The sequence below is a fragment of the Streptomyces sp. NPDC057950 genome, assembly GCF_042887295.1.
Lineage (GTDB): Bacteria > Actinomycetota > Actinomycetes > Streptomycetales > Streptomycetaceae > Streptomyces > Streptomyces kaempferi.
In genome coordinates this window covers 52,302-73,342 of record NZ_JBHVPP010000023.1, presented here as the reverse complement: position 1 = coordinate 73,342, position 21,041 = coordinate 52,302, and the positions used below count along the sequence as shown (strand labels likewise).

General features: G+C 70.9%; 14 protein-coding genes. 4 read left to right on the top strand and 10 right to left on the bottom strand.

From position 1 onward, the window contains the following. Nucleotides 1–76: 76 nt before the first annotated feature. The 5 genes from ffh to ACFVTC_RS32725 all read right to left on the bottom strand — a co-directional run bounded on the left by ffh (nt 77) and on the right by ACFVTC_RS32725 (nt 7,809). Complete coding sequence (ffh, locus tag ACFVTC_RS32745) at nt 77–1,630, bottom strand: signal recognition particle protein (RefSeq protein ID WP_390132088.1); 1,554 nt, start codon at nt 1,628–1,630, stop codon at nt 77–79. 117 nt (nt 1,631–1,747) lie between these two features. After that, nucleotides 1,748–4,297 carry a [protein-PII] uridylyltransferase gene (locus tag ACFVTC_RS32740; RefSeq protein WP_390132087.1) on the bottom strand — a complete coding sequence of 850 codons (2,550 nt, stop codon included), beginning with the start codon at nt 4,295–4,297 and terminating at the stop codon, nt 1,748–1,750. Between the two features lie 26 nt (nt 4,298–4,323). Continuing rightward, nucleotides 4,324–4,662 (bottom strand): P-II family nitrogen regulator, encoded by a 339-nt coding sequence (locus ACFVTC_RS32735; protein ID WP_054235369.1) that lies wholly within the window; start codon nt 4,660–4,662, stop codon nt 4,324–4,326. Further along, a complete protein-coding gene (locus ACFVTC_RS32730) occupies nt 4,659–5,996 on the bottom strand; it encodes an ammonium transporter (protein ID WP_390132086.1) in 1,338 nt (445 codons plus the stop codon). Before ACFVTC_RS32730 ends, ACFVTC_RS32735 begins: the two co-directional genes overlap by 4 nt. 337 nt (nt 5,997–6,333) lie before the next feature. Continuing rightward, nucleotides 6,334–7,809, bottom strand: a complete 1,476-nt coding sequence (locus tag ACFVTC_RS32725) for a hypothetical protein (protein ID WP_390132085.1) — start codon at nt 7,807–7,809, stop codon at nt 6,334–6,336. A 507-nt stretch (nt 7,810–8,316) separates the two neighbouring features. Here ACFVTC_RS32725 and ACFVTC_RS32720 point away from each other — a divergent pair. Further along, nucleotides 8,317–8,979 (top strand): bifunctional DNA primase/polymerase, encoded by a 663-nt coding sequence (locus ACFVTC_RS32720; RefSeq protein ID WP_390132084.1) that lies wholly within the window; start codon nt 8,317–8,319, stop codon nt 8,977–8,979. 159 nt (nt 8,980–9,138) lie between these two features. Here the strand turns inward: ACFVTC_RS32720 and ftsY are convergent, their stop codons facing one another. After that, complete coding sequence (gene ftsY, locus ACFVTC_RS32715) at nt 9,139–10,350, bottom strand: signal recognition particle-docking protein FtsY (protein WP_390132083.1); 1,212 nt, start codon at nt 10,348–10,350, stop codon at nt 9,139–9,141. Between the two features lie 129 nt (nt 10,351–10,479). Between ftsY and ACFVTC_RS32710 the strand changes: the two genes are divergently transcribed. Both ACFVTC_RS32710 and ACFVTC_RS32705 read left to right on the top strand, forming a co-directional pair. After that, nucleotides 10,480–11,922: a purine-cytosine permease family protein gene (locus ACFVTC_RS32710; protein WP_390132082.1), complete on the top strand. Its 1,443-nt coding sequence runs from the start codon at nt 10,480–10,482 to the stop codon at nt 11,920–11,922. 47 nt (nt 11,923–11,969) lie between these two features. Further along, nucleotides 11,970–12,962 (top strand): LLM class flavin-dependent oxidoreductase, encoded by a 993-nt coding sequence (locus tag ACFVTC_RS32705; protein WP_390132081.1) that lies wholly within the window; start codon nt 11,970–11,972, stop codon nt 12,960–12,962. 70 nt (nt 12,963–13,032) lie between these two features. On the opposite strand, the gene ACFVTC_RS32700 is transcribed toward ACFVTC_RS32705, so the two are convergent. The 4 genes from ACFVTC_RS32700 to ACFVTC_RS32685 all read right to left on the bottom strand — a co-directional run bounded on the left by ACFVTC_RS32700 (nt 13,033) and on the right by ACFVTC_RS32685 (nt 19,524). Further along, the gene (locus ACFVTC_RS32700) at nt 13,033–14,451 is read right to left on the bottom strand and encodes a sugar porter family MFS transporter (protein WP_168530421.1); all 1,419 of its coding nucleotides are present in this window, start codon (nt 14,449–14,451) and stop codon (nt 13,033–13,035) included. 267 nt (nt 14,452–14,718) lie between these two features. Further along, the gene (locus tag ACFVTC_RS32695) at nt 14,719–18,450 is read right to left on the bottom strand and encodes an AAA family ATPase (RefSeq protein ID WP_390132080.1); all 3,732 of its coding nucleotides are present in this window, start codon (nt 18,448–18,450) and stop codon (nt 14,719–14,721) included. Nucleotides 18,451–18,657: 207 nt separating this feature from the next. Beyond that, nucleotides 18,658–18,861 (bottom strand): hypothetical protein, encoded by a 204-nt coding sequence (locus ACFVTC_RS32690; protein WP_107021972.1) that lies wholly within the window; start codon nt 18,859–18,861, stop codon nt 18,658–18,660. Between the two features lie 381 nt (nt 18,862–19,242). Next, complete coding sequence (locus ACFVTC_RS32685) at nt 19,243–19,524, bottom strand: acylphosphatase (RefSeq protein ID WP_390132079.1); 282 nt, start codon at nt 19,522–19,524, stop codon at nt 19,243–19,245. A gap of 142 nt (nt 19,525–19,666) precedes the next feature. Between ACFVTC_RS32685 and ACFVTC_RS32680 the strand changes: the two genes are divergently transcribed. Then, nucleotides 19,667–20,641 carry a CAP domain-containing protein gene (locus tag ACFVTC_RS32680; protein ID WP_390132078.1) on the top strand — a complete coding sequence of 325 codons (975 nt, stop codon included), beginning with the start codon at nt 19,667–19,669 and terminating at the stop codon, nt 20,639–20,641. The last annotated feature ends 400 nt before the right edge of the window (nt 20,642–21,041 follow it).

The following is a 21,041-nucleotide window of genomic DNA, read 5'->3' as shown; positions in this document are numbered from 1 at the left end:
ACGGGACGGCGGCGGTATGCGGGGCGAACCGCCCGTCCGTGCGCCGGTGCGATCCGTCCGTCAGTTCACCGGTCCGTCAGTCCATGAACTTCTTGAACTCGTCCGGCAGCTCGAAGTTCTGGCCCTGCTGGCCGGCGGGCAGTCCGAAGGCGCCGCCCGGCTGGGCTCCGGCCTCGCGGCGCGCCGCCGCCTCTTCCTCCTGCTGCTTGCGCTTCATCGGGTTGCCGGAGCGCTGCTTGCCCTTGGCCTGCTTGACCTTCTTCTTGGCGCGGCCGGGGCCGCCGCCCATGCCCGGGATCCCGGGCATTCCCGGCATGCCGCCGCCCTGGGCCATGCGGGACATCATCTTGCGGGCCTCGAAGAAGCGCTCGACCAGGCCCTTGACCGCGCTGACCTCGACGCCGGAGCCCTTGGCGATACGGGCGCGGCGCGAGCCGTTGATGATCGTCGGCTCCTGGCGCTCGGCCGGGGTCATCGACTTGATGATGGCGGCCGTGCGGTCGACGTCGCGCTCGTCGAGGTTGTTGATCTGGTCCTTGATCTGGCCCATGCCCGGGAGCATGCCGAGCAGCTTGCTGATGCTGCCCATCTTCCTGACCTGCTCCATCTGGGACAGGAAGTCGTCCAGGGTGAAGTCCTGGCCCTTCTTGGACGCCAGCTTGGAGGCCATCTTCTCGGCCTCTTCTTGGCTGAACGTCTTCTCCGCCTGCTCGATCAGGGTGAGCAGGTCACCCATGTCGAGGATGCGGGAGGCCATCCGGTCCGGGTGGAACGCGTCGAAGTCGTCGAGCTTCTCGCCGTTCGACGCGAACATGATCGGCTTGCCGGTGACCGAGGCGATGGAGAGCGCGGCACCGCCGCGGGCGTCGCCGTCGAGCTTGGAGAGCACCACGCCGTCGAAGCCGACGCCGTCGCGGAAGGCCTCGGCGGTGTTGACCGCGTCCTGGCCGATCATCGCGTCGACGACGAAGAGGATCTCGTCGGGGCTGACCGCGTCGCGGATGTCCGCGGCCTGCTGCATCAGCTCCTGGTCGATGCCGAGGCGGCCGGCGGTGTCCACGATCACGATGTCGTGGACCTTGGTCTTCGCGAACTCCATGGAGTCCTTGGCGACCTTGACCGGGTCACCGACGCCGTTGCCCGGCTCGGGCGCGTAGACGGCCACTCCGGCGCGCTCGGCGACGACGCTGAGCTGGTTCACGGCGTTCGGGCGCTGGAGGTCGGCGGCCACCAGGAGCGGCGAGTGGCCCTGGTCCTTGAGCCACTTGCCGAGCTTTCCGGCGAGGGTGGTCTTACCGGCGCCCTGCAGACCGGCGAGCATGAGCACGGTGGGCGGGTTCTTGGCGAACCGCAGTCGGCGGGTCTCGCCGCCGAGGATCGTGACGAGTTCCTCGTTCACGATCTTCAGGACCTGCTGGGCCGGGTTCAGCGCCTTGGAGACCTCGGCGCCGAGAGCACGTTCCTTGACGTTCTTGATGAAGGTCCGCACGACCGGCAGGGCCACGTCGGCCTCGAGGAGCGCGATACGGATCTCGCGTGCGGTGGCGTCGATGTCAGCTTCGGACAGCCGGCCCTTGCCCCGCAGGTTCTTGAACGTCGCTGAGAGGCGATCGGAGAGAGTATCGAACACGGCGCTCGTCTGTCCTCAGGGGTCGGGGGCGATGGGAATCGCCCTCCAGGGTATCCGGCCGCGTGGCGTGGGGTCTCCACCGCGTTCGTACGAGACCGGTAGCGGCCCCGGTAGCGGTCATCCCCGCAGCATCTCCTCCAGCCCACGGGCCACGGAAGCAGCCTCCTCCCCCGGCAGTGGGGTGCCCTCGGGTCCGGTGACGTAGAAGGCGTCCACGGCGTTGGCGCCGAGCGTGGAGACGTGCATGCTGCGCACCCGTACGCTCGCGTCCTCCAGGGCGCGGCCGATGCGGTGCAGCAGACCGGGGGCGTCGTGTGCGCGGACCTCGATGACCGTGGCGTGCCGGGAGGCCGCGGGGGCGACCGTGACCCGGGGCGGCGGCGCGATGGTCCCGCGGCGCCGCGGATAGGCCGCGTCACGCTCGGCGAGCCGGGCGGCGATGTCCAGGGAACCGTCCAGGGCACGGACGAGATCGGCGCGCAGCCGGGCGGCCTGCGGGAGGGAGCCGTACTCGGCGGCGACCCGCCAGTTGAGCAGCAGCACCGAGCCCCGCACGCCGTCGGGCAGGTCGAACGCGCGCAGCTCGGCCGTGCGGACGGTCAGGCGGTGCATCGCGAGGACGCCGGCCACCGCGGGCAGCACCCCGGGCTGGTCGGGGACGGCGATGAGCAGTTCCACGCCGAGGGGTTCCGGATCCCCGGAGGGCTCGTCCTCGGTGGGCGGTTCGGTCTGCGCGCGCAGGGCGAGGACCGGGCCGCCGGTGCGGAAGGCCTCGATGGCGAGCCGTTCCTGCTCGGCCGTGGGGGCCGCCGCCTCGGGCTCCTCGGGGGCGCCCCCGGCGAGCACGGCCGCGACCCGTTTGACCAGGTCGGTGACGAGGGAGCCGCGCCAGGAGGACCAGGCGGCGGGCCCGGTGGCCAGCGCGTCCGCCTCGGTGAGCGCGTGCAGCAGTTCGAGGGTGCCCTGGGAGCCGACGGCTTCGGCGACCGAGCGGACGGTCGCCGGGTCCTCCAGGTCGCGCCGGGTCGCCGTGTCGACGAGCAGCAGATGGTGGCGGACGAGGGTGGCCAGGACGGCCACGTCCGCGCGGTCGAAGCCGATCCGGGTGGCCACGTCGCGGGCGATGATCTCGCCCGCGACGGAGTGGTCGCCGGGCCAGCCCTTGCCGATGTCGTGCAGCAGCGAGGCGACGAGGAGGAGGTCGGGGCGGCCCACCCGGCGGGCCAGCTCGGAGGCGCGGACGGCCGTCTCGATGAGGTGGCGGTCGACGGTCCAGATGTGCACGGCGTTGCGCTGCGGCCGGCAGCGCACCCGCTCCCAGTCGGGCAGCAGCCGGGTGATCAGGCCCTCGGCCTCCAGCGCCTCCCAGACCTCGACGGTCGGGCGCCCGGATCCGAGCAGGGTGACGAGCTGTTCCCGGGCCTCGGCGGGCCAGGGTGTGGGCAGCGGGCGGGCGACGGCGGCCATGCGCCGGACGGCGTGCAGGGACAGGGGGAGTCCCGACTGCGCCGCGGCGGCCGCGGCGCGGAGCGGGAGCACGGGGTCGCGCTCGGGACGCGCGGCGCGGGCGAGCACCACCTCGCCGTCCATCTCGACGACCCCCTCGGCGAGCGGTGAGCGCTCGGCCGCGGGTTTGGCGCCGCCGCCGAGCATGGCGCGCAGCCGCGGCCGTACGGCGCGTGACTTGAGCACGCGCCCGACCTCGCGCCAGGTGACGTCACTGGCGTACGAGACGACCCGCGCGGCCTCGTAGACCTGGCGCAGCAGGGTGTCGGCGTCCAGCAGTCCCAGTTCCGCGGCGACCTGGTCCTGCTCCTGGAGCGCGAGCCGGTCGGTGGCGCGTCCGGTGGCCAGATGCAGTGCGTCGCGTACGTCGAGCAGTTGCCGTCGGGCGTCGGCGAGGCCCTCGCGGGGCGCGTCGGCCAGCCAGGAGGCGGCGACGGCGCGCAGGGCGGTGGCGTCACGGAGACCGCCGCGGGCCTCCTTGAGGTCCGGTTCCAGCAGGTACTGCAGTTCGCCCTGGCGTTCGGCCCGTTCGACGCAGAGCTCCTGGAGTTCGAGGAGGCGTTTGGGTGCCTGGTTGCGCCAGTCGGCGAGGACGGCCGTACGCAGTGAGGCGGTCAGGCCGAGGTCGCCGGCGATGTGGCGCGCGTCGAGCAGCCCCAGTTGCACCTTGAGGTCGTCGCCGGCCGTCTTGCGGGCCTCGCCGGGGGTGCGGACCGAGTGGTCGAGCGCGAGACCGAGGTCCCAGACGGGGTACCAGATGCGGTCGGCGAGGGCGGCGACCGCGCCGGAGTCGCTGCCGTCGTGCAGGAGGAGCAGATCGAGGTCGCTGCGCGGGGAGAGTTCACCGCGGCCGTAGCCGCCGACGGCGACGAGCGAGACCCCGCGCAGGCCCTCCCGTCGCCCGCCGGCGCCCTTCTGGGCGAGCCGCGCGGCGTCCGTACCGTGCGTGCCGTCCGTGCGGTCTTTGCCGCGCTTGCCGTCCTTGCCGTCCTGGGTGCCCGCGCCGAAGAGGCCGGTCAGCCACTCGTCGGTCAGTTCGGCGAGGGCCGCACGGCGCGGCGGCCCGGACCGCGCCCCCTCCTGGAGGAGGCGCAGCCGGGCCGCCGCGTAGCCGCTGGGTCCCGAGTCCTCTGCTTCCGTACGCATACCCGTACTCGTCACCCAGCGCTCCTGTTCTGTTCTTCCGCTCAGAGCGCGTCGGGGCCGCGCTCGCCGGTCCGGACCCGGACGGCCGTCTCGACCGGGATGGACCACACCTTGCCGTCACCGATCTTGCCCGTGCGGGCCGCCTTCACGACGACGTCGATCAGCTGCTCGGCGTCGTCGTCCTCGGCCAGCACCTCTATGCGGATCTTGGGGACCAGGTCGACGGTGTACTCGGCACCACGGTAGACCTCGGTGTGTCCCCGCTGGCGGCCGTAGCCACTGGCCTCGGTGACCGTGAGGCCGTGCACCCCGAAGGCCTGCAGGGCCTCCTTGATCTCGTCGAGCCGGTGGGGCTTCACGACGGCGGTGATGAGCTTCATGCGTCCACCTTCTTGCTCTGCGTACCCGCGAGGGCGGAGACCGAGCCGCCGACGATGCCGCCGCCCGCTCCGCTGAAGTCGTATGCGGTCTCGGCGTGCTCGGCCTGGTCGATGCCCGCGATCTCCTCGTCCTCGCTGACCCGCATGCCCATCGTCCTGTCGATGAGGAAGGCGAGGATCGCGGAGACGACGAGGGAGTAGCCGAGGACGGCGAAGACGCCGGCGCACTGCTTCCAGAACTGGGTGAGGCCGCCGCCGTAGAAGAGGCCCTCGACGGTGGACTGGCCCTTGCCGCTGGCGAAGAAGCCGATCAGCAGGGAGCCGATGACACCGCCGACGAGGTGCACGCCGACCACGTCGAGGGAGTCGTCGTAGCCGAACCTGTACTTGAGGCCGACGGCCATGGCGCAGACCACACCGGCGATGGCGCCGACGGCGATCGCGCCGAGCGGGGAGACCGCGCCGCCGGACGGGGTGATGGCGACCAGACCGGCGACCGCGCCGGAGGCGGCACCCAGCGTGGTGAACGCGCCGTGGCGGATCTTCTCGTAGATGAGCCAGGCCAGCATGGCGGCGGCGGTGGCGACCTGCGTGTTGACGAACATCAGCGCGCCCACGCCGTCGTCGTTGCCGAGCCACGAACCGGCGTTGAACCCGAACCAGCCGAACCACAGCAGACCGGAGCCGAGCATCACCAGCGGGAGGCTGTGCGGACGCATCGGGTCCTTCTTGAAGCCGACACGCTTGCCGATGACCAGGATCACGCCGAGCGCCGCGGCACCCGCGTTGATGTGGACGGCCGTACCACCGGCGAAGTCGATGACGCCGAGGTCGAACGCCCAGCCGCCGGTGCCCCACACCCAGTGGGCGACCGGGAAGTAGACGACCGTGGCCCACAGCGTGATGAACAGCGACCACGCCGTGAACTTCACCCGGTCCGCCAGCGCACCGCTTATCAGCGCGGGCGTGATGATGGCGAACATCAGCTGGAAGACCATGAAGACGAAGACCGGGATGGTGTATCCGGGCCACAGCTCCGTCAGGCCGACGTTGCTGAGGCCGACCCAGTCCGAGGTCCAGCCGATGAAGGAGCCCTTGTCCGTGCCGAAGGCGAGGGAGAAGCCGTACAGGACCCACAGGATCGTGATGATCCCCATGCTGATGAAGCTCATCATCAGCATGTTCAGGGTGCTCTTGACGCGGACCATGCCTCCGTAGAAGAAGGCCAGGCCGGGGGTCATGATCAGCACCAGGGCGGAACAGATGAGCATGAACCCGGTGTTGGCGGCCGAGAGCTTGGGAGCTTCTGCGGCTAGCGTGATGGCTGGTGCCATCGGCGTCTCCTCGTCGTTGGTACGGCCCCGTGCGGGCGAAGCCTGAGCGGTCATGAGGGGTGGGCCGGTTATGCGCCATGAGATTGACGCAGCGCGGTTTCCGTCGACGCCCCTCGATGTTTCGCCGCAGTGACGAAGGCGTCTCGTGTGTTACGCGTGGATGAACTGCCCGATACCGGGCGGAGCGATCGTTATTGTTGCGCAACCTTCCCCGGATACGAAGAAACCGGCCACGGTCGGTCGTCCGATGACCTGGCATGGGGGAGCCGAGTCGGGCAGTTCGGGACGGCCGGCCGTGGCCGGGGTACTGGGGTCGGACCGCTTGCGCGGCCTGGGCTCAGACCGCTTCGGCGGTCTCCGGAAGGTCCACGGCGAGCTGCTCGGCGAGGTCCACGACCTCCGCGAGGTCACCGAAGTCACGGACGGCCGTGTCGACCGTCTTTCGGATACGAGTGTTCACGCGCTCCGAGCGCACTTTCCTGGCGACCGCCATCGCGTCCTTGGCCGATACCGCACTCTGCTCGGGCTCGCGCCGCAGCAGGTGCACGGTGGCCATGCCGATGAGGTTGAGCGCGTACGAACGCTGGTGTTCGGTGTCCTTGGCGAAGAGGTCGACGGCCTTCTGCATCAGGGGCTCGGAGAGCGAGGCGTAGGTGGGGCTGCGGCCCGCGACGTAGGCGAGGTCGCGGTAGGAGTGCGAGTTCTCGCCGTGCAGCTCGGCCTGAGAGAAGAAGCGGATCCAGTCGGGATCGGGGTCGTCCCAGTCGTGGACGTCCTCGAAGCTGTCCTCGGCCATCCGGACGGCACGCTTGCACTTTCCCGGCTGTCCCATGTTGGCGTAGGCGCGGGCCTCCATCGCATACAGCATGGACTGGGTGCGCGGGCTCGCGCAGTCCCGGCTCCCGTACTGCGCGAGGTGGATCAGCTCCAGCGCGTCGTCGGGCCGGCCGAGGTGGATCATCTGGCGGCTCATGCTGGAGAGGATGTACGAGCCCAGCGGTTTGTCGCCGGCCTCCTTGGCGGCGTGCAGGGCGAGCACGAAGTACTTCTGCGCGGTGGGCTGGAGACCCACGTCGTAGCTCATCCAGCCCGCCAGTTCGGCCAGCTCGGCGGCGACCTTGAACAGCCGCCTGCTGGTCGCCGCGGGCTGGGGCTCCTGGAGGAGGTCGGTCACCTCGTGCAGCTGGCCCACGACCGCCTTGCGCCGCAGACCGCCGCCGCACTGGGCGTCCCACTGGCGGAACATCACGGTGGTGGACTCCAGGAGCTCCAGCTCCGGCGCGGAGAGCCGGCCGGCGCGACGGGCGGCGGCGGGGTGCTCGGGCTCCTCCGGGGGCGGGGTGGGGGTGGGCACCAGCCAGCGCTGCATCGGCTCGATGAGGGACGGGCCGGCGGAGAGGGCGAGCGAGCTGCCGAGGAAGCCGCGCCGCGCGAGCATCAGGTCGCTGCGCGAGTACTCGCTGATCAGGGCGACGGTCTGCGGGCCGGTCCAGGGCAGGTCCACGCCCGACACCGAAGGTGACTGGTGGGCGGCGCGCAGGCCGAGGTCCTCGACGGCGACGACACAGCCGAACCGCTCGGAGAACAGCTCGGACAGGATCCGCGGGATCGGCTCACGCGGGTTCTCGCCGTCCAGCCAGCGGCGCACCCGCGAGGTGTCCGTGGAGATGTGACTGGCCCCCAGTTGACGGGCCCTGCGGTTCACTTGACGCGCCAGCTCGCCCTTCGACCAGCCGCTGCGCACGAACCACGAGCCCAACAGCTCATTCGGGCGCTTGTCAGCGTTCACACCGCTTCCGCCGTTGCCGCCCACTGGAACGCCCCCATCCCTGAGACCACTTGTACGCTGCGTGCGCCAAGCCCTATCAGAATGCCGGTAAATACGGCCGCACGTCCGGTGGTTCTCACCCTTCGAACGGGAAGCCGAGTTGCCTCCGGCATACCCACGAGTGCATTCGTCTCCAGGACTCGTGCACTCAAAGTAATCCTACGATCACCCGTCCAGCCATGGCGATCCGTGAAACGCCACCTTTCGCCACCCCTTCGAATGAACTCCGGATCGCCAGTACGCGATTCACTTGACATAGGACAGCCAGAAGTGGGCGCAGCGGTGCGCACAGGGGCGTGCGGAGCAGAACGCAACCCCTGGAGCGCTCCCATGCGCCGCCGGGGCCGCGCGGCATCCAGGGGCACGGGCACAGGCACGAACGCAGATATGAACACAGATACGAACGCAGACATGGGCGCGGGCGCGGGCACGCTGAGTAACGGATCACATCCGGGGCGTAACCATGAGTGCGTCGGACCCGTTGGAGGGGGCATGGGCTTCACGATCGGCAGCAGCCGGGGGATTCGCGAGATCCGGCCCGGCTCCCGCCGCCGCGGCCGCTCGTCGGAGTGCACCGCGGTGGCCGAGTTCACCGGACTGTGGGGGTGGGACGTGGTTCCCGGCGCCCGCGCCGCCGCGGGGGCGTGTTCGTGCGGAAGGGCCGGCTGCTCCGCGCCGGGGGCGCATCCGCTGGACTTCGCACCGGCGATCCCGGCGGGCGCGACGCTCGACGAGGTGTCCGAGGCCTGGTCCGAGTTCCCGGGTGCCGCGATGATGCTGCCGGTCGGCCGCGCCTTCGACGTGATCGAGGTCGCCGAGCCCGCCGGACGGCGCGCACTGGTCCGGCTGGAGCGGATGGGGCTCCCCACCGGCCCCGTGACCGCCACCCCGGACGGCCGTGCCCACTTCTTCGTCGCCCCCGGCGCGGCGGCCGAACTTCCCGAGCTGCTCTACCGGATGGGCTGGGACGACGCGTCCCTCGACCTGCACGGCCTGGGCCCCGGTGCGTTCGTCACGGCGCCGCCCTCCGACCGCGCCGGCCTCGGCCCGGTCCGCTGGCTGCGCTCCCCCGCGCTGGACTCGGCGACCAGGCCGCCGCAGGCACGGCTGCTGCTGGGGACGCTGGCCTACGTGGCCCACAGGTCGCGCGCGTAATCACGGCCGGCGCCCGCCGGTACCACGAAGCGGCCGGCCCCCGGTACGAACACCCGCCCCTTCCCCGGTACGAACACCCGCCCGCTCCCCCGGTACGACGAAGCGCCCGTTCCCCTCGCGCCGGGGGAACGGGCGCTCTCGTGTGCGCCTAAGCCGGGATCACTCACCAATGAGCGCGTCCACGAACGCCTCGGGCTCGAACGGGGCCAGGTCGTCCGCGCCCTCGCCCAGACCCACCAGCTTGACCGGCACGCCCAGCTCGCGCTGGACCGCGATCACGATGCCACCCTTGGCGGTGCCGTCCAGCTTGGTCAGCACGATGCCGGTGATGTCGACGACCTCGGCGAAGACCCGCGCCTGGATGAGACCGTTCTGGCCCGTCGTGGCGTCGAGGACGAGCAGCACCTCGTCGAGCGGCGCGTGCTTCTCGACGACACGCTTGACCTTGCCGAGCTCGTCCATGAGGCCGGTCTTGGTGTGCAGGCGCCCGGCGGTGTCGATGAGGACGACGTCCGCGCCCTCCTCGATGCCCTCCTTGACCGCGTCGAAGGCGATCGAGGCGGGGTCGCCGCCCTCGGGGCCGCGCACGGTGCGGGCGCCTACGCGCTCGCCCCAGGTCTGCAGCTGGTCGGCGGCGGCGGCGCGGAAGGTGTCGGCGGCGCCGAGCACCACGTTCTTGCCGTCGGCGACGAGTACGCGGGCGAGCTTGCCGGTGGTGGTGGTCTTTCCGGTGCCGTTGACTCCGACGACCATCACGATGCCCGGGGTGTCGAGGTTCGAGTCGGTCCTGACCGTCCGGTCGAACTCGGGGACGAGGATCTGCAGGAGTTCCTCGCGCAGCAGCGAGCGCAGTTCGCCGGGCGTGCGGGTGCCGAGCACCTTCACGCGCTCACGCAGCCGCTCGACCAGGTCCTGGGTGGGCTGCACGCCGACGTCCGCGGTCAGGAGCGTGTCCTCGATCTCCTCCCAGGTGTCCTCGTCGAGGTGCTCGCGCGAGAGGAGCGTGAGCAGCCCCTTGCCGAGCGCGTTCTGCGAGCGGGAGAGCCTGCCGCGCAGCCGCACCAGGCGCCCGGCGGTGGGCTCCGGGATCTCGATCGCGGGCGCCTCGATGACGGGCGCGGGTTCCTCGACGGCGACGCCGGACGGCGCCGAGCCGTCCGGAAGGTCCACCTCCTCTATCGTCCGGCGCGCTTCGTCGCGCGGGGTCTCGGCCTCGTCGCCGAGGCGCGGCTCGGCCGGAGGGGCGGTGATGTCGGGCGTGGTGGGGGGCGCCGGGGGCAGCTGCTTCTTGCGGCGACTGCCGATGACGAGCCCGCCGAGTGCGCCGATCACGACCACGGCGATGACTACAGCAAGGATGACGGTTTCCATAACGCCCCCAGTATCAGTCATCCCTCCCCGGGGAGGGAGATTCCCTTGCCGGGGAGGGAATCCGTGACCTCATACGGGAGCGCACACACAAGAAAGGCGACAAACCGACATAATCTATGATCATTGCCCATGAGCACCGCCGAGCCCCCCGATGGCGCCCTCGAAACGCGCGGCATCGAGCCCGTGCCGAACTCCGGGCGGCATGCGAGAACCCGCGACCTCTTCCCCACCTGGGTGGCGGCCAACATCACCGTCCTGCTGCTGACCATGGGCGCCACGCTGGCCGTGTCGTACGGGCTCGCTCTCTGGCAGAGCCTGGTGGTCGCCACCGTGGCGCCGACCGTGTCGTACGGTCTGGTCGGGCTGATCGGCATCGCGGGCAAGCGGGGCGGCGCGCCCGGCATGGCCCTGTCCCGTGCCGTCTTCGGCCAGCGCGGGAACCTCCTGCCCGGCTCGCTGATCTGGGTGTCGCGCTGGGGCTGGGAGACGATCAACGCGGTGACCGGCGCCTACGCCCTGCTGACCGTCCTGGACATCGTCTTCGGTATCAGGAGCAACACGTTCCTGATCCTCGTGACCCTGCTGCTCTTCGTGGTCGCGACGTTCGCGATCTCCGGCTTCGGCATCAACGCCGTGCACCGGTGCAACAGGTGGGCGGCCTGCCTCTTCGCCGCCTTCTCCCTGCTCGTCCTCGGCCGCCTGGCCGCCAGGACGGACTGGGGCGAGGTCCTGCGGGGGCCGTCGGGGCCGACGCACCTGATGATCACGGGCATCGGGCTGATCGCGGCGGGCGGGATCAGCTGGGCACCCTCGGCTCCGGACTTCACGCGCTATCTGCCGCGCGGGGCCTCGTCCGCGGCGATCGTGTGCTGCTCCCTCGGCGGCGCCGTCGTCGTGGTGGTCCCGCTGATCCTGATGGGCTCGGTCATGGCGGTCGCCACGCCGGACCTGGCCTCGGCCGCCGACCCGGTCTCGTTCCTCGGCGCCGTCCTGCCGCTGTGGATGGCGGTGCCCTACCTGCTCATCGCGCTGGTCGGCATGGTGCTGATCAACGCCATGTCGATGTACTCGGCGGGCTTCACCGCGCAGAGCCTCGGCGTCCGACTGCCCCGCCCCTGGGCGGTCGCGGTCAACGCCGTCGTCTCGCTGCTACTCGGCGGCGTCCTGATGCTGGTCGCGCCCTCCTTCATCGGCTCGTTCCTCGCGTTCCTGACCCTGCTCGCGGTCACGTTCTCGGCCTGGGCCGGTGTCTTCGGCGCGGACATGCTGCGCCGCCCGGCGTACGACGCCGGAGCCCTGCTCGACACCACGCGCACCAGCGCCTACTGGTACCGGGGCGGCTTCAGCCCGGCCGCGGTCGCGGCGTGGGCGATCGGCCTCGGCTGCGGACTGCTGTTCACCACGTCCGACTGGTTCACCGGCCCGCTGGCGACGGGCAATCCGGTCGGCGCGTACGGCCTCGGCTGGGCGGCGACGATGGTGACCTCCTTCGTCCTCTACGCCGCCCTGCCGAAGCCCCCGGTGGCCCCCGGGGCGGAACCCGCCGAGGAGTCCGCGACTATGGCTGTCTGACGATCCGTCAGCTACCGTCCCCCTCCACACATGAAGGGGGGCTCCCCATGCCCGTGACGGTCGTGCGCTTCAACCTCGTCGACCCGGACGCGACCCCCGCGTCACTGAGCGCCCGCTACCGGGCCGCGGTCGAGATGTCCGCCTACGCCGACGAGCACGGCGTCACCACCGTGCAGACCGAGGAACACCATGGCGTCGCCAACAACTGGCTGCCCTCGCCGTTCACCTTCGCGGGCGCGGTCTTCGGCGCGACCCGGCACCTGGCGGTCACCGTCTCGGCGATCATCGGCCCGTTGCACGACCCCCTGCGGCTCGCCGAGGACGTCGCCGTGCTCGATCTGCTCAGCGGCGGACGGCTGGTGACGGTGGCGGGCATCGGCTACCGGCCTGAGGAGTACGCCCTGTTCGACGTCGACTGGAAGCGGCGCGGCCGGCTCCAGGACGAGGTGCTGGAGACGGTGCTGAAGGCGTGGACCGGCGAGGAGTTCAGCTACCGGGGCCGGACCGTACGGGTCACCCCGCGCCCGTTCTCGGATCCGCATCCACTGCTGCTGGTGGGCGGATCCTCCCGGGCCGCCGCCCGCCGCGCCGCCCGGCTCGGCCTGCCGTTCTTCCCCAGCGCGCACCTTCCCGACCTGGAGGCGTACTACAAGGAGCGGCTGACCGAGTACGGCACCGAGGGCTGGACCATGATGCCCGCCGCCGAGACCCCGCTGCTGCACATCGCCGAGGACCCGGACCGGACGTGGGCCGCGTACGGGCGGCACTTCCTTCACGAGGCCCGGACGTACGCCTCCTGGCAGTCCGGTGACATCCGCTCGGCGGTGAGATCGGCGGCCACCACGGTCGAGGAGCTGCGCGCCGAGGGCGTGTACCGCGTCCTGACGCCCGAGGCGTGCGCGGCCCAGGGCCTCGACCACCATGTGCTCCATCCGCTGTCCGGCGGCATGCCCGTCGAGGAAGGCTGGCGCAGCCTGCGCCTGTTCTGCGAAGACGTGATGCCCCGGCTCAGGGACCTGGAAGGCCGAGCCGGGGCATGACGTCTCTCACGAGTACGAGGAGAGGGGCAGCGGGGACTTGGCCCTTCTCCCCGAGTCGGGGGGTGCGGGCCTAGCCCATTTCCTCCAGGGCCTTGCCCTTGGTCTCCTTGACGTACTTGAGCACGAAGGGGATGGAGAGCGCGGCGAAGACCGTGTAGATCACGTAGGTCACGGAGAGGTTCCAGTCGGCCAGCGACGGGAAGCTCGCGGTGATGGCCCAGTTGGCGATCCACTGCGCGGAGGCGGCCACACCGAGGGCCGCGGCACGGATCCGGTTCGGGAACATCTCACCGAGGAAGACCCAGACCACGACACCCCAGGAGAGGGCGAAGAAGAGGACGAAGACGTGCGCGGCGATCAGGGCGACCCAGCCCTGGGTGGCCGGCAGCTTGCCGCCCACCAGGTCGTAGGAGAACGCCCACGCTTCGAGGCCGAGACCGATGACCATGCCCACGGAGCCGATGAGCGCGAGCGGCTTACGGCCGACCCGGTCGACGAAGATCATGGCGATCACGGTGCCGATGATGTTGATGATCGACGTGGTGAACGAGTAGAAGAACGACTGCGAGGGGTCGACGCCGACCGACTGCCACAGCGTCGAGGAGTAGTAGAACGCGACGTTGATGCCGACGAACTGCTGGAAGACCGAGAGACCGATGCCGACCCAGACGATCGGCTTGAAGAAGAAGCCGCCGCCGAGCAGGTCCTTGAAACTCGACTTGTGCTCGCTCTTCATGGCGTGCTCGATCTCGGCGACGCGGGCGTTGAGGTCGATCTTGTCGCCCTCGACCTCCTTGAGCACCTCGTGGGCGCGGTCGTGCCTGCCCACGGAGATCAGGAAGCGCGGCGACTCGGGGATCGCGAAGGAGAGCAGGCCGTACAGGACGGCCGGGACGACCATGACGCCGAGCATGACCTGCCAGGCCTCGAGCCCCATGAGCTTGCCGCGCTGGTCGCCGCCGGCGGCGTTCAGGATGCCCCAGTTGACCAGCTGCGAGATGGCGATGCCGATGACGATCGCGGCCTGCTGGAAGGATCCGAGCCTGCCGCGGTAGGCGGCCGGGGAGACCTCGGCGATGTAGGCGGGGCCGATGACGGAGGCCATGCCGATGGCGAATCCGCCGATGATGCGCCACAGGGCGAGGTCCCACAGCGCGAACGGGAGCGCGGAACCGACGGCGCTGACCGTGAAGAGGACGGCGGAGATCTGCATGCAGCGGATCCGGCCGATGCGGTCGGCTATCCGGCCCGCGGTCGCCGCGCCGACGGCGCAGCCGATCAGTGCGATGGCGATGACCTGCGCCAGAGCCGCGGAACCGACGTCGTAGCGGCCGCGGATCGCTTCGACGGCACCGTTGATCACGGCGCTGTCGTAACCGAACAGGAAGCCGCCCATCGCGGCCGCCGCCGCGATGAAGATGACGTGCCCGAGATGTTCGGGGTGAGCCGTCCCGGCTCCTGATGTGGGTGCCTGCGCAGTGCTGGTCACGTGTAACTCCTCGGGCCACCGGCCTCGCTGCCGGGGTGTGGGGGCAAGCCCTTCAGTGGTGGTTCCAGTGGCGTACAGCTCCATGCCACACACCACCTGAAGGTAAAAGCAACGCTGCAGAGACTATGCCTTCAAGTATCGAAGTTAATAATCGGACTGCTGTGACTTTTCCCCGCTCCGGTGAGGCCATCGTGTTCAAGTCTTGAAGGCTTGACGCTGACGTGGTTCGGATACCCCGAGAATCGGAAGGCACTCCGCGCTGCGGCCTCACCGGCCCGGTGAGGCCGCCTTCTGACTGAGCCGCTGGCTGATGACCTTCGACACACCGTCCCCCTGCATGGAGACGCCGTACAGCGCGTCGGCGACCTCCATCGTGCGCTTCTGATGCGTGATCACGATCAGCTGCGAGGCCTCCTGGAGCTCCTGCATGATCCGGATCAGCCGCTGCAGATTGGTGTCGTCGAGCGCCGCCTCGACCTCGTCCATCACATAGAACGGGCTGGGCCGGGCCTTGAAGATCGACACCAGGAGCGCGACGGCCGTGAGGGACCTCTCCCCACCGGAGAGCAGCGACAGCCGCTTCACCTTCTTGCCGGGGGGCCGCGCCTCGACATCCACACCCGTGGTGAGCATGTTGTCGGGATCGGTCAGGATCAGCCGCCCGTCACCCCCCGGGAACAGCCGACTGAAGACACCTTCGAACTCCCGTGCGGTGTCCCGGTACGCCTCCGTGAAGACCTGTTCGACCCGTTCGTCGACCTCCTTCACCACCTGGAGGAGGTCGGCGCGCGTCTTCTTCAAGTCCTCCAGCTGCTCGCTGAGGAACTTGTGACGCTCCTCCAGCGCGGCGAACTCCTCCAGGGCGAGCGGGTTGACCTTCCCCAGCTGCTGGTAGGCCCGCTCGGCCGACTTGAGCCGTCGCTCCTGCTCCGCGCGGTGGAACTGCCGGGGCTGGTTGCGCGGGTGCTCAGGGTCCTCCGGCAGCTCCTCGCCCTCGGCGGGCAGCGAGGGCGGTACGAGCTGATCCGGACCGTACTCCGCGACCAGCCCCGCCGGTTCGACGCCGAGCTCCTCCAGCGCCTTCGTCTCCAGCTGCTCCATCCGCATCCGCTTCTCGGCGCCGAGCACCTCGCCGCGGTGAACCGAATCCGTGAGCTTGTCCAGCTCCGCCTTGAGGTCGCGCCCCTCGCCCCGGACCGCTCCGAGCGCCTGCTCCTGGTGCGTCCTGGCGTTCTCCGCGGCGCCCCGCTCCTCCTCGGCCCGGCCCAGCGACACCTCGACGTGCGCGAGCAGTTGCCGGGCGCCGGAGGCGACGGCCTCGGCGACCGCCGCCTCGTGCCGCAGCCGGGCCCGCCGCTGCTCCGCACGCGCGCGTGCCTCACGCTCCGCGCGCGCGGCCCGGTCCAGCCCGTCGGCCCGCCCGGCCAGCCCCTTCACCCGCTCCTCGTGCGTACGCACCTGGAGCCGGGCCTCCATCTCGGTCTGGCGCGCGTTGGCCCCGTCGGCGGCGAGCCGATCGCGTACGGCGGTGTCGGGCTCCTCCTCCACGGGCATCTCCTCGGCGACGGCCAGCCGCTCGGCCAGCACCTCCGCCTCCTCCACCGCCCGGTCCAGCGCCTCCTGCGCCCGCGCGGTGGCGGCGGCGCTCCGCTCGGCCTCACCGGCGGCGCCGCGCGCCTGCCCGGCCAGCCGCCCCAACTGCTGGGCCACGGACGACTTCTCCCGCTCGGCGGCCCGCCGCCGCTCCCCCAGTTCCTCGACGAGCGCGGCCCGCTCCTTGCGCCGCTCGACGGCTTGGTGCTGTGCCTCTCCGAGGTCCTCGCAGCGCACGGCGAGCTCCTCGAGCTCGGCCGCGGCCTCGTCGACGGACGCCTGCACCTCCAGCAGGCTGGGCGCCCCGGCGGAGCCGCCGTGCGCGAAGTGCGCCCCGAGCAGGTCACCCTCGGCGGTGACCGCGCTCAGCCCCGGCCGCGCGTAGACCAGGTCCTCGGCGTCCTCCAGGGTGCCGACCACGACGATCCCGCGCAGCAGCCGCCGTACGGCCGGCATCAGCTCCGCGGGTCCCCGCACGAGGTCCGCGGCGTAGGGAGGACCGGTGGGGTGCGCCGGCAAGGTCCCCGCGGTCTCGCCGCCGTCGCCGTGGCCCCGGGCGGGCTGCCGGATGTCGGAATGGCTCCAGGCCCTGTCCCCACCGTCCGGTTCACCGGTGTGCGCGTCCCGGCGCCCGGTCCCGCCCGCCGTGACGCCGTCCCCGTTCCGTGGTGCCGCCGGTTCCTCCGGACCTCCCGCCAGCAGCAGCGCCGCCCGCCCGGCGTCCTGTTTGCGCAGCAGGCGGATGGCCTCGGCCGCCGAGGCGGGGGTGGTGACCGCGATGGCGTCCGCCGCCGTGCCGAAGGCGGCGGCGAGGGCGACCTCGTACCCGGGGGTGACGGACAGCAGTTCGGCGGCGGGGCCGAGAAGCCCCGTGAGCCGGTCCTTCGCGCCCAGCAGCGCGCCCGTACCGTCCTTGCGGCGCAGGCCGAGCGCCAGTGCCTCGTGGCGGGCCTGGGTCGCGGCGCGTCTGCGTTCGGCGGCGGTGGCCGCCTCGCGGGCCTCGGTGAGGGCGGACTCGGCCTCGGCGAGTGCCCGTTTGGCCTCCTCGTGCCGCTCCGTCAGTTCGGCGTCGCCGGCGTCGAGCCCGTCGACCTCGGCCTTCAACTGCTCGTACTCCTCCTGCGCCGTGACCGCCCGCTCCTGGGCCTCGTCGCGGGCGGCGGCGAGCCGGTCGATCTCGGACTGGGCGGAGGCGGCCCGTGAACGCGCCGCGTTGACCTGGCCGTTGAGGCGGGCGAGGCCCTCACGGCGGTCGGCGATGGCCCGCGCGACGTCCTTGAGACGGCGTTCCTCGACCGCGAGCTCGCGCTCCAGCTCGGCCCGGTGCGCGACCGTGTCCTCCAGGGCGTGCTCAGCCGCCTCCAGGGCCGCCTCGAGCTCGGCCTCCTGTTCGCGGACGCGCGCGGCCTCGCGCTCCATGTCCTCGGGATCGCGCCCGCGCCGCTCCTCCGGGGGCGCCGAGGTGGCGCTCTTCACGCGCGCGTCGGCCAGCGAGATCGTGCCGCGTACCCGTTCGGCGAGCTGCGACAGCTCGTACCAGGTCTGCTGGGCACGCTGGAGGCGGGGCGTGAGGCGGCGCACCTCCTCCTCCAGAAGCGCTTCGCGTTGGAGTGCCTTCTTCAGATCGGCCTCGGCCGCGTCCTTGCGCTCCTTGAGTGCCGCCTCGTCCGCGATCTCCGTCTGGAGCGCCTGCCTGAGACGTACGAGGTCGTCGGCGAGCAGGCGGAGCCGGGCGTCGCGGAGGTCGGCCTGGATGACGGCGGCGCGGCGGGCGACGGCGGCCTGCCGGCCGAGGGGTTTGAGCTGGCGCCGGAGTTCGTCGGTCAGGTCCTGGACCCGGGCGAGGTTCGCCCGCATCGCGTCCAGTTTCCGCAGCGCCTTCTCCTTGCGCTTGCGGTGCTTGAGGACCCCGGCCGCCTCCTCGATGAACGCGCGGCGGCCCATGGGATCGGCGTGCAGGACGGAGTCGAGCTGCCCCTGGCCGACGATCACGTGCATCTCGCGGCCGATGCCGGAGTCGGACAGGAGTTCCTGGATGTCGAGGAGCCGGCAGGTGTCGCCGTTGATCTGGTATTCGCTGCCGCCGTTGCGGAACATGATCCGCGTGATGGTGACCTCGGCGTACTCGATGGGCAGCGCCCCGTCGGAGTTGTCGATGGTCAGGGACACCTCGGCACGGCCCAGCGGCGGGCGGCCGGTGGTGCCGGCGAAGATGACGTCCTCCATCTTCCCGCCGCGCAGCGACTTGGCCCCCTGCTCGCCCATCACCCAGCTCAGGGCGTCCACGACGTTGGACTTGCCCGAGCCGTTGGGGCCCACGACGCAGGTGATGCCCGGCTCGAAGCGCAGCGTGGTCGCCGAGGCGAACGATTTGAACCCGCGCAGGGTCAGGGCCTTGAGGTGCACGCCGCCGGACTCTACCTTTCGGGCCGGTCTCACTCCATGAACCCGCGGTTTCACCCATGAACGTGCAGGGCACACCAGACGTACAAGAGCTTGAAGTACAGGCGGGGGAAAGAAGAAGGGACGCCGAAGAGGCGTCCCTTGCAAATCTGACAACTTAGCGGTTGATAGGGGCTGCCCAACCACTGCTGTCGTGGTGCGGTGCAGTGATCAGGTGAGCGCAGGCTCCGCCTGGGGTACGTCGATGCTCTCGAGAAGCGAGTCGTGAGAAGCGGCAGCCGCGAGCGCGTCGTTCTCGGCCTGAATCCGTCCGAGCTCGGATTCGAGGTCCTGGACGCGCTGCTGGAGCCGTCGCATCTCGGCAATGAGTCGCGGGTCGGAACCGCCGACGTAACCGAGAAGCGCCTTTGCCATGATGGATGGTCCTCCACACTGAGTGACCGACCGAAGCGGTGTGGGTCGTGAGGGAATCGCACCCGCGATGCTTGGCACTTGCTAAATTCTTGCTGCGGTTCCACATGCCAAACAGCTAAGGTGCGCGGGGCTTTCAGCGTCTCACCAAAAAGTTTGACGGTCAACACGATCACACCCCGTATTGGGGGGCAACCCGCTGTCGCGCGGCTCTGGGGCGGCTGCGCTGCGACTCCTGTGGGGCCCTGGGGGTGTGGAGATGATCCTTCTCCCGGGAGCCTGCCACGACGAGCCCTTCTTGGCAACCACCAGGCCGTTTCCGCTCCCGGCAGGTGCCGGAGGCATGCGCCGCCGCGCCCCGCGGCGGCCTCGTGCCCGTCACCGTCACCGGATGGCGAAGTCCTCGTAGATCCCCCGGGGCGTGTCCCAGATCTCAGTGACTCCGTCCACCCGCCCGGGTGTGTCGTCGCCCTGGAGCCAGTCCAGCAGGCCCTCGCACGCGAGTCTGGGGCCCTCCGCGACCACCTGGACCCGTCCGTCGTCAAGATTGAGAGCGAAACCACTCAGGCCGCCGATCTCCAGCGCCCTGGCCCGCGTGAACCAGCGGAAACCCACACCCTGGACGCGCCCGCGTACCCAGACGACCAGTCGTACAACCTCGTTCATGCGTGCACGCTAACCGGACAAAGTCTCTCCGGGCACTTCCTCCCCTCCCGCCATGCGGTACCGTCCCGGTCCAATGAGTCTCATATGAAACTCACTCTTTCGAGTGAGGGACGCTGACCGAAAGATCGAGGAAGGCCAGGAGATGGGACGCCACCGACGCTCCGCCGCCGGCCGCGCCGCCACAAGCCGCGCCACCGGGGTCACCGATACGCACGGACCCCTCACGGAAAGCTATGGGCCGGAGAACCTGTACGGCTATGCCGCCATCGCCGACCTCCCGAGCACGGCCGCCGCGCGCTCGCACCGCAAGAGGAAGGCCGCGACGCCCGTTCGCACGGGTCTGCTCGGTGTCTCCGCGGCCGTGGCCCTGGGCACCGTCGCCGTCGCCGCCGGAGTAGTGCCCGGCGCGAAGGACTACGCGCTCGGCGGCGGGGGCAACAACTCCGACCAGGTCCAGGCCGTCGGTTCCCCGTCGAGCCAGGAGACCCAGCAGGGCGGCACCTCGGGCAGTGCGGACAGCCGCGACGACCAGTCGACGAGCCGCGACTCCGACCGCGCTTCCTCCCCTTCCGCGCCCCCCTCCACGTCGGCGGCCACCGCGCCGACGGCGACACCTTCCCAGGAGCCGGCCACCACCGCTCCGGGCAAGGCCGCCGAGCCCGAGGAGCCCTCGGCTCCGGTCTCCGAGGTCGCGAGGCCGAAGGCGCCGGTGACCACCGCCCCGGTGACGCTGACGGCCGAGGCCGCCGCGGAGGCCGAGGTGCTCAAGCTCGTCAACGAGGAGCGGGCCAAGGTCGGCTGCACCCCGGTCGCGGCGAACGGCGCCCTGACGGACCTCGCCCAGTCCTTCAGCGAGGACATGGCCCTGCGCGACTTCTTCGACCACACCGACCCGAGCGGGCTCAGCCCCTGGGACCGTGCGGCGAAGGCGGGCATCACCGCGCTCGGCGGCGAGAACATAGCCCGTGGCCAGGCAGACGCGGCAGCGGTCATGGACGCCTGGATGAACAGCGAGGGCCACCGCGCCAACATACTGAACTGCGACTTCAAGACCCTGGGCGTCGGCGTGCACCTCGGTGCCGGCGGTCCGTGGTGGACGCAGGACTTCGGCTACTGAGACAACCGCGGGTCAGAGGGCCAGAAACCCTCCCGGGCCGTGTCCGGGCCGTCGCCCGTGGGTTCCTCGTCCGCGAAGACGCGATCCACAGCGGCCCGGGTCCGGGTCCCACTCGACGGCATCAGGTGCGTGTACGTCCGCAGCGTGAAGCCGGGGTCATGGTGGCGCTCGCGTGCGCTAACTCCGTGTCTCCCATCCGTGGATCATCAGACTCCGCCGAGCCCAGTTGTTACAGGTTTCTCTACCTCATCAAGCCCCGGCTGCGCTCCGCTCCGCCGGGCGCGCTCCTGGCTCCGCTCCGCCGCCGCTCCTGCCTTCGGCCCGCTCCGGCGGGCTGCGCCAACGCGCGCCCACGTGGAGAAGTTCGGGGCACGAGGGAGCTCCCGCACAGACGCCGGCG

What these genes read in the sequence shown, in the direction of transcription:
- ACFVTC_RS32735 (WP_054235369.1), bottom strand. Translation starts at nt 4,662, where the DNA reads ATGAAGCTCATCACCGCCGTCGTGAAGCCCCACCGGCTCGACGAGATC.
- ACFVTC_RS32730 (WP_390132086.1), bottom strand. Translation starts at nt 5,996, where the DNA reads ATGGCACCAGCCATCACGCTAGCCGCAGAAGCTCCCAAGCTCTCGGCC.
- ACFVTC_RS32720 (WP_390132084.1), top strand. Translation starts at nt 8,317, where the DNA reads ATGGGCTTCACGATCGGCAGCAGCCGGGGGATTCGCGAGATCCGGCCC.
- ftsY (WP_390132083.1), bottom strand. Translation starts at nt 10,350, where the DNA reads ATGGAAACCGTCATCCTTGCTGTAGTCATCGCCGTGGTCGTGATCGGC.
- ACFVTC_RS32710 (WP_390132082.1), top strand. Translation starts at nt 10,480, where the DNA reads ATGAGCACCGCCGAGCCCCCCGATGGCGCCCTCGAAACGCGCGGCATC.
- ACFVTC_RS32705 (WP_390132081.1), top strand. Translation starts at nt 11,970, where the DNA reads ATGCCCGTGACGGTCGTGCGCTTCAACCTCGTCGACCCGGACGCGACC.
- ACFVTC_RS32690 (WP_107021972.1), bottom strand. Translation starts at nt 18,861, where the DNA reads ATGGCAAAGGCGCTTCTCGGTTACGTCGGCGGTTCCGACCCGCGACTC.
- ACFVTC_RS32685 (WP_390132079.1), bottom strand. Translation starts at nt 19,524, where the DNA reads ATGAACGAGGTTGTACGACTGGTCGTCTGGGTACGCGGGCGCGTCCAG.
- ACFVTC_RS32680 (WP_390132078.1), top strand. Translation starts at nt 19,667, where the DNA reads ATGGGACGCCACCGACGCTCCGCCGCCGGCCGCGCCGCCACAAGCCGC.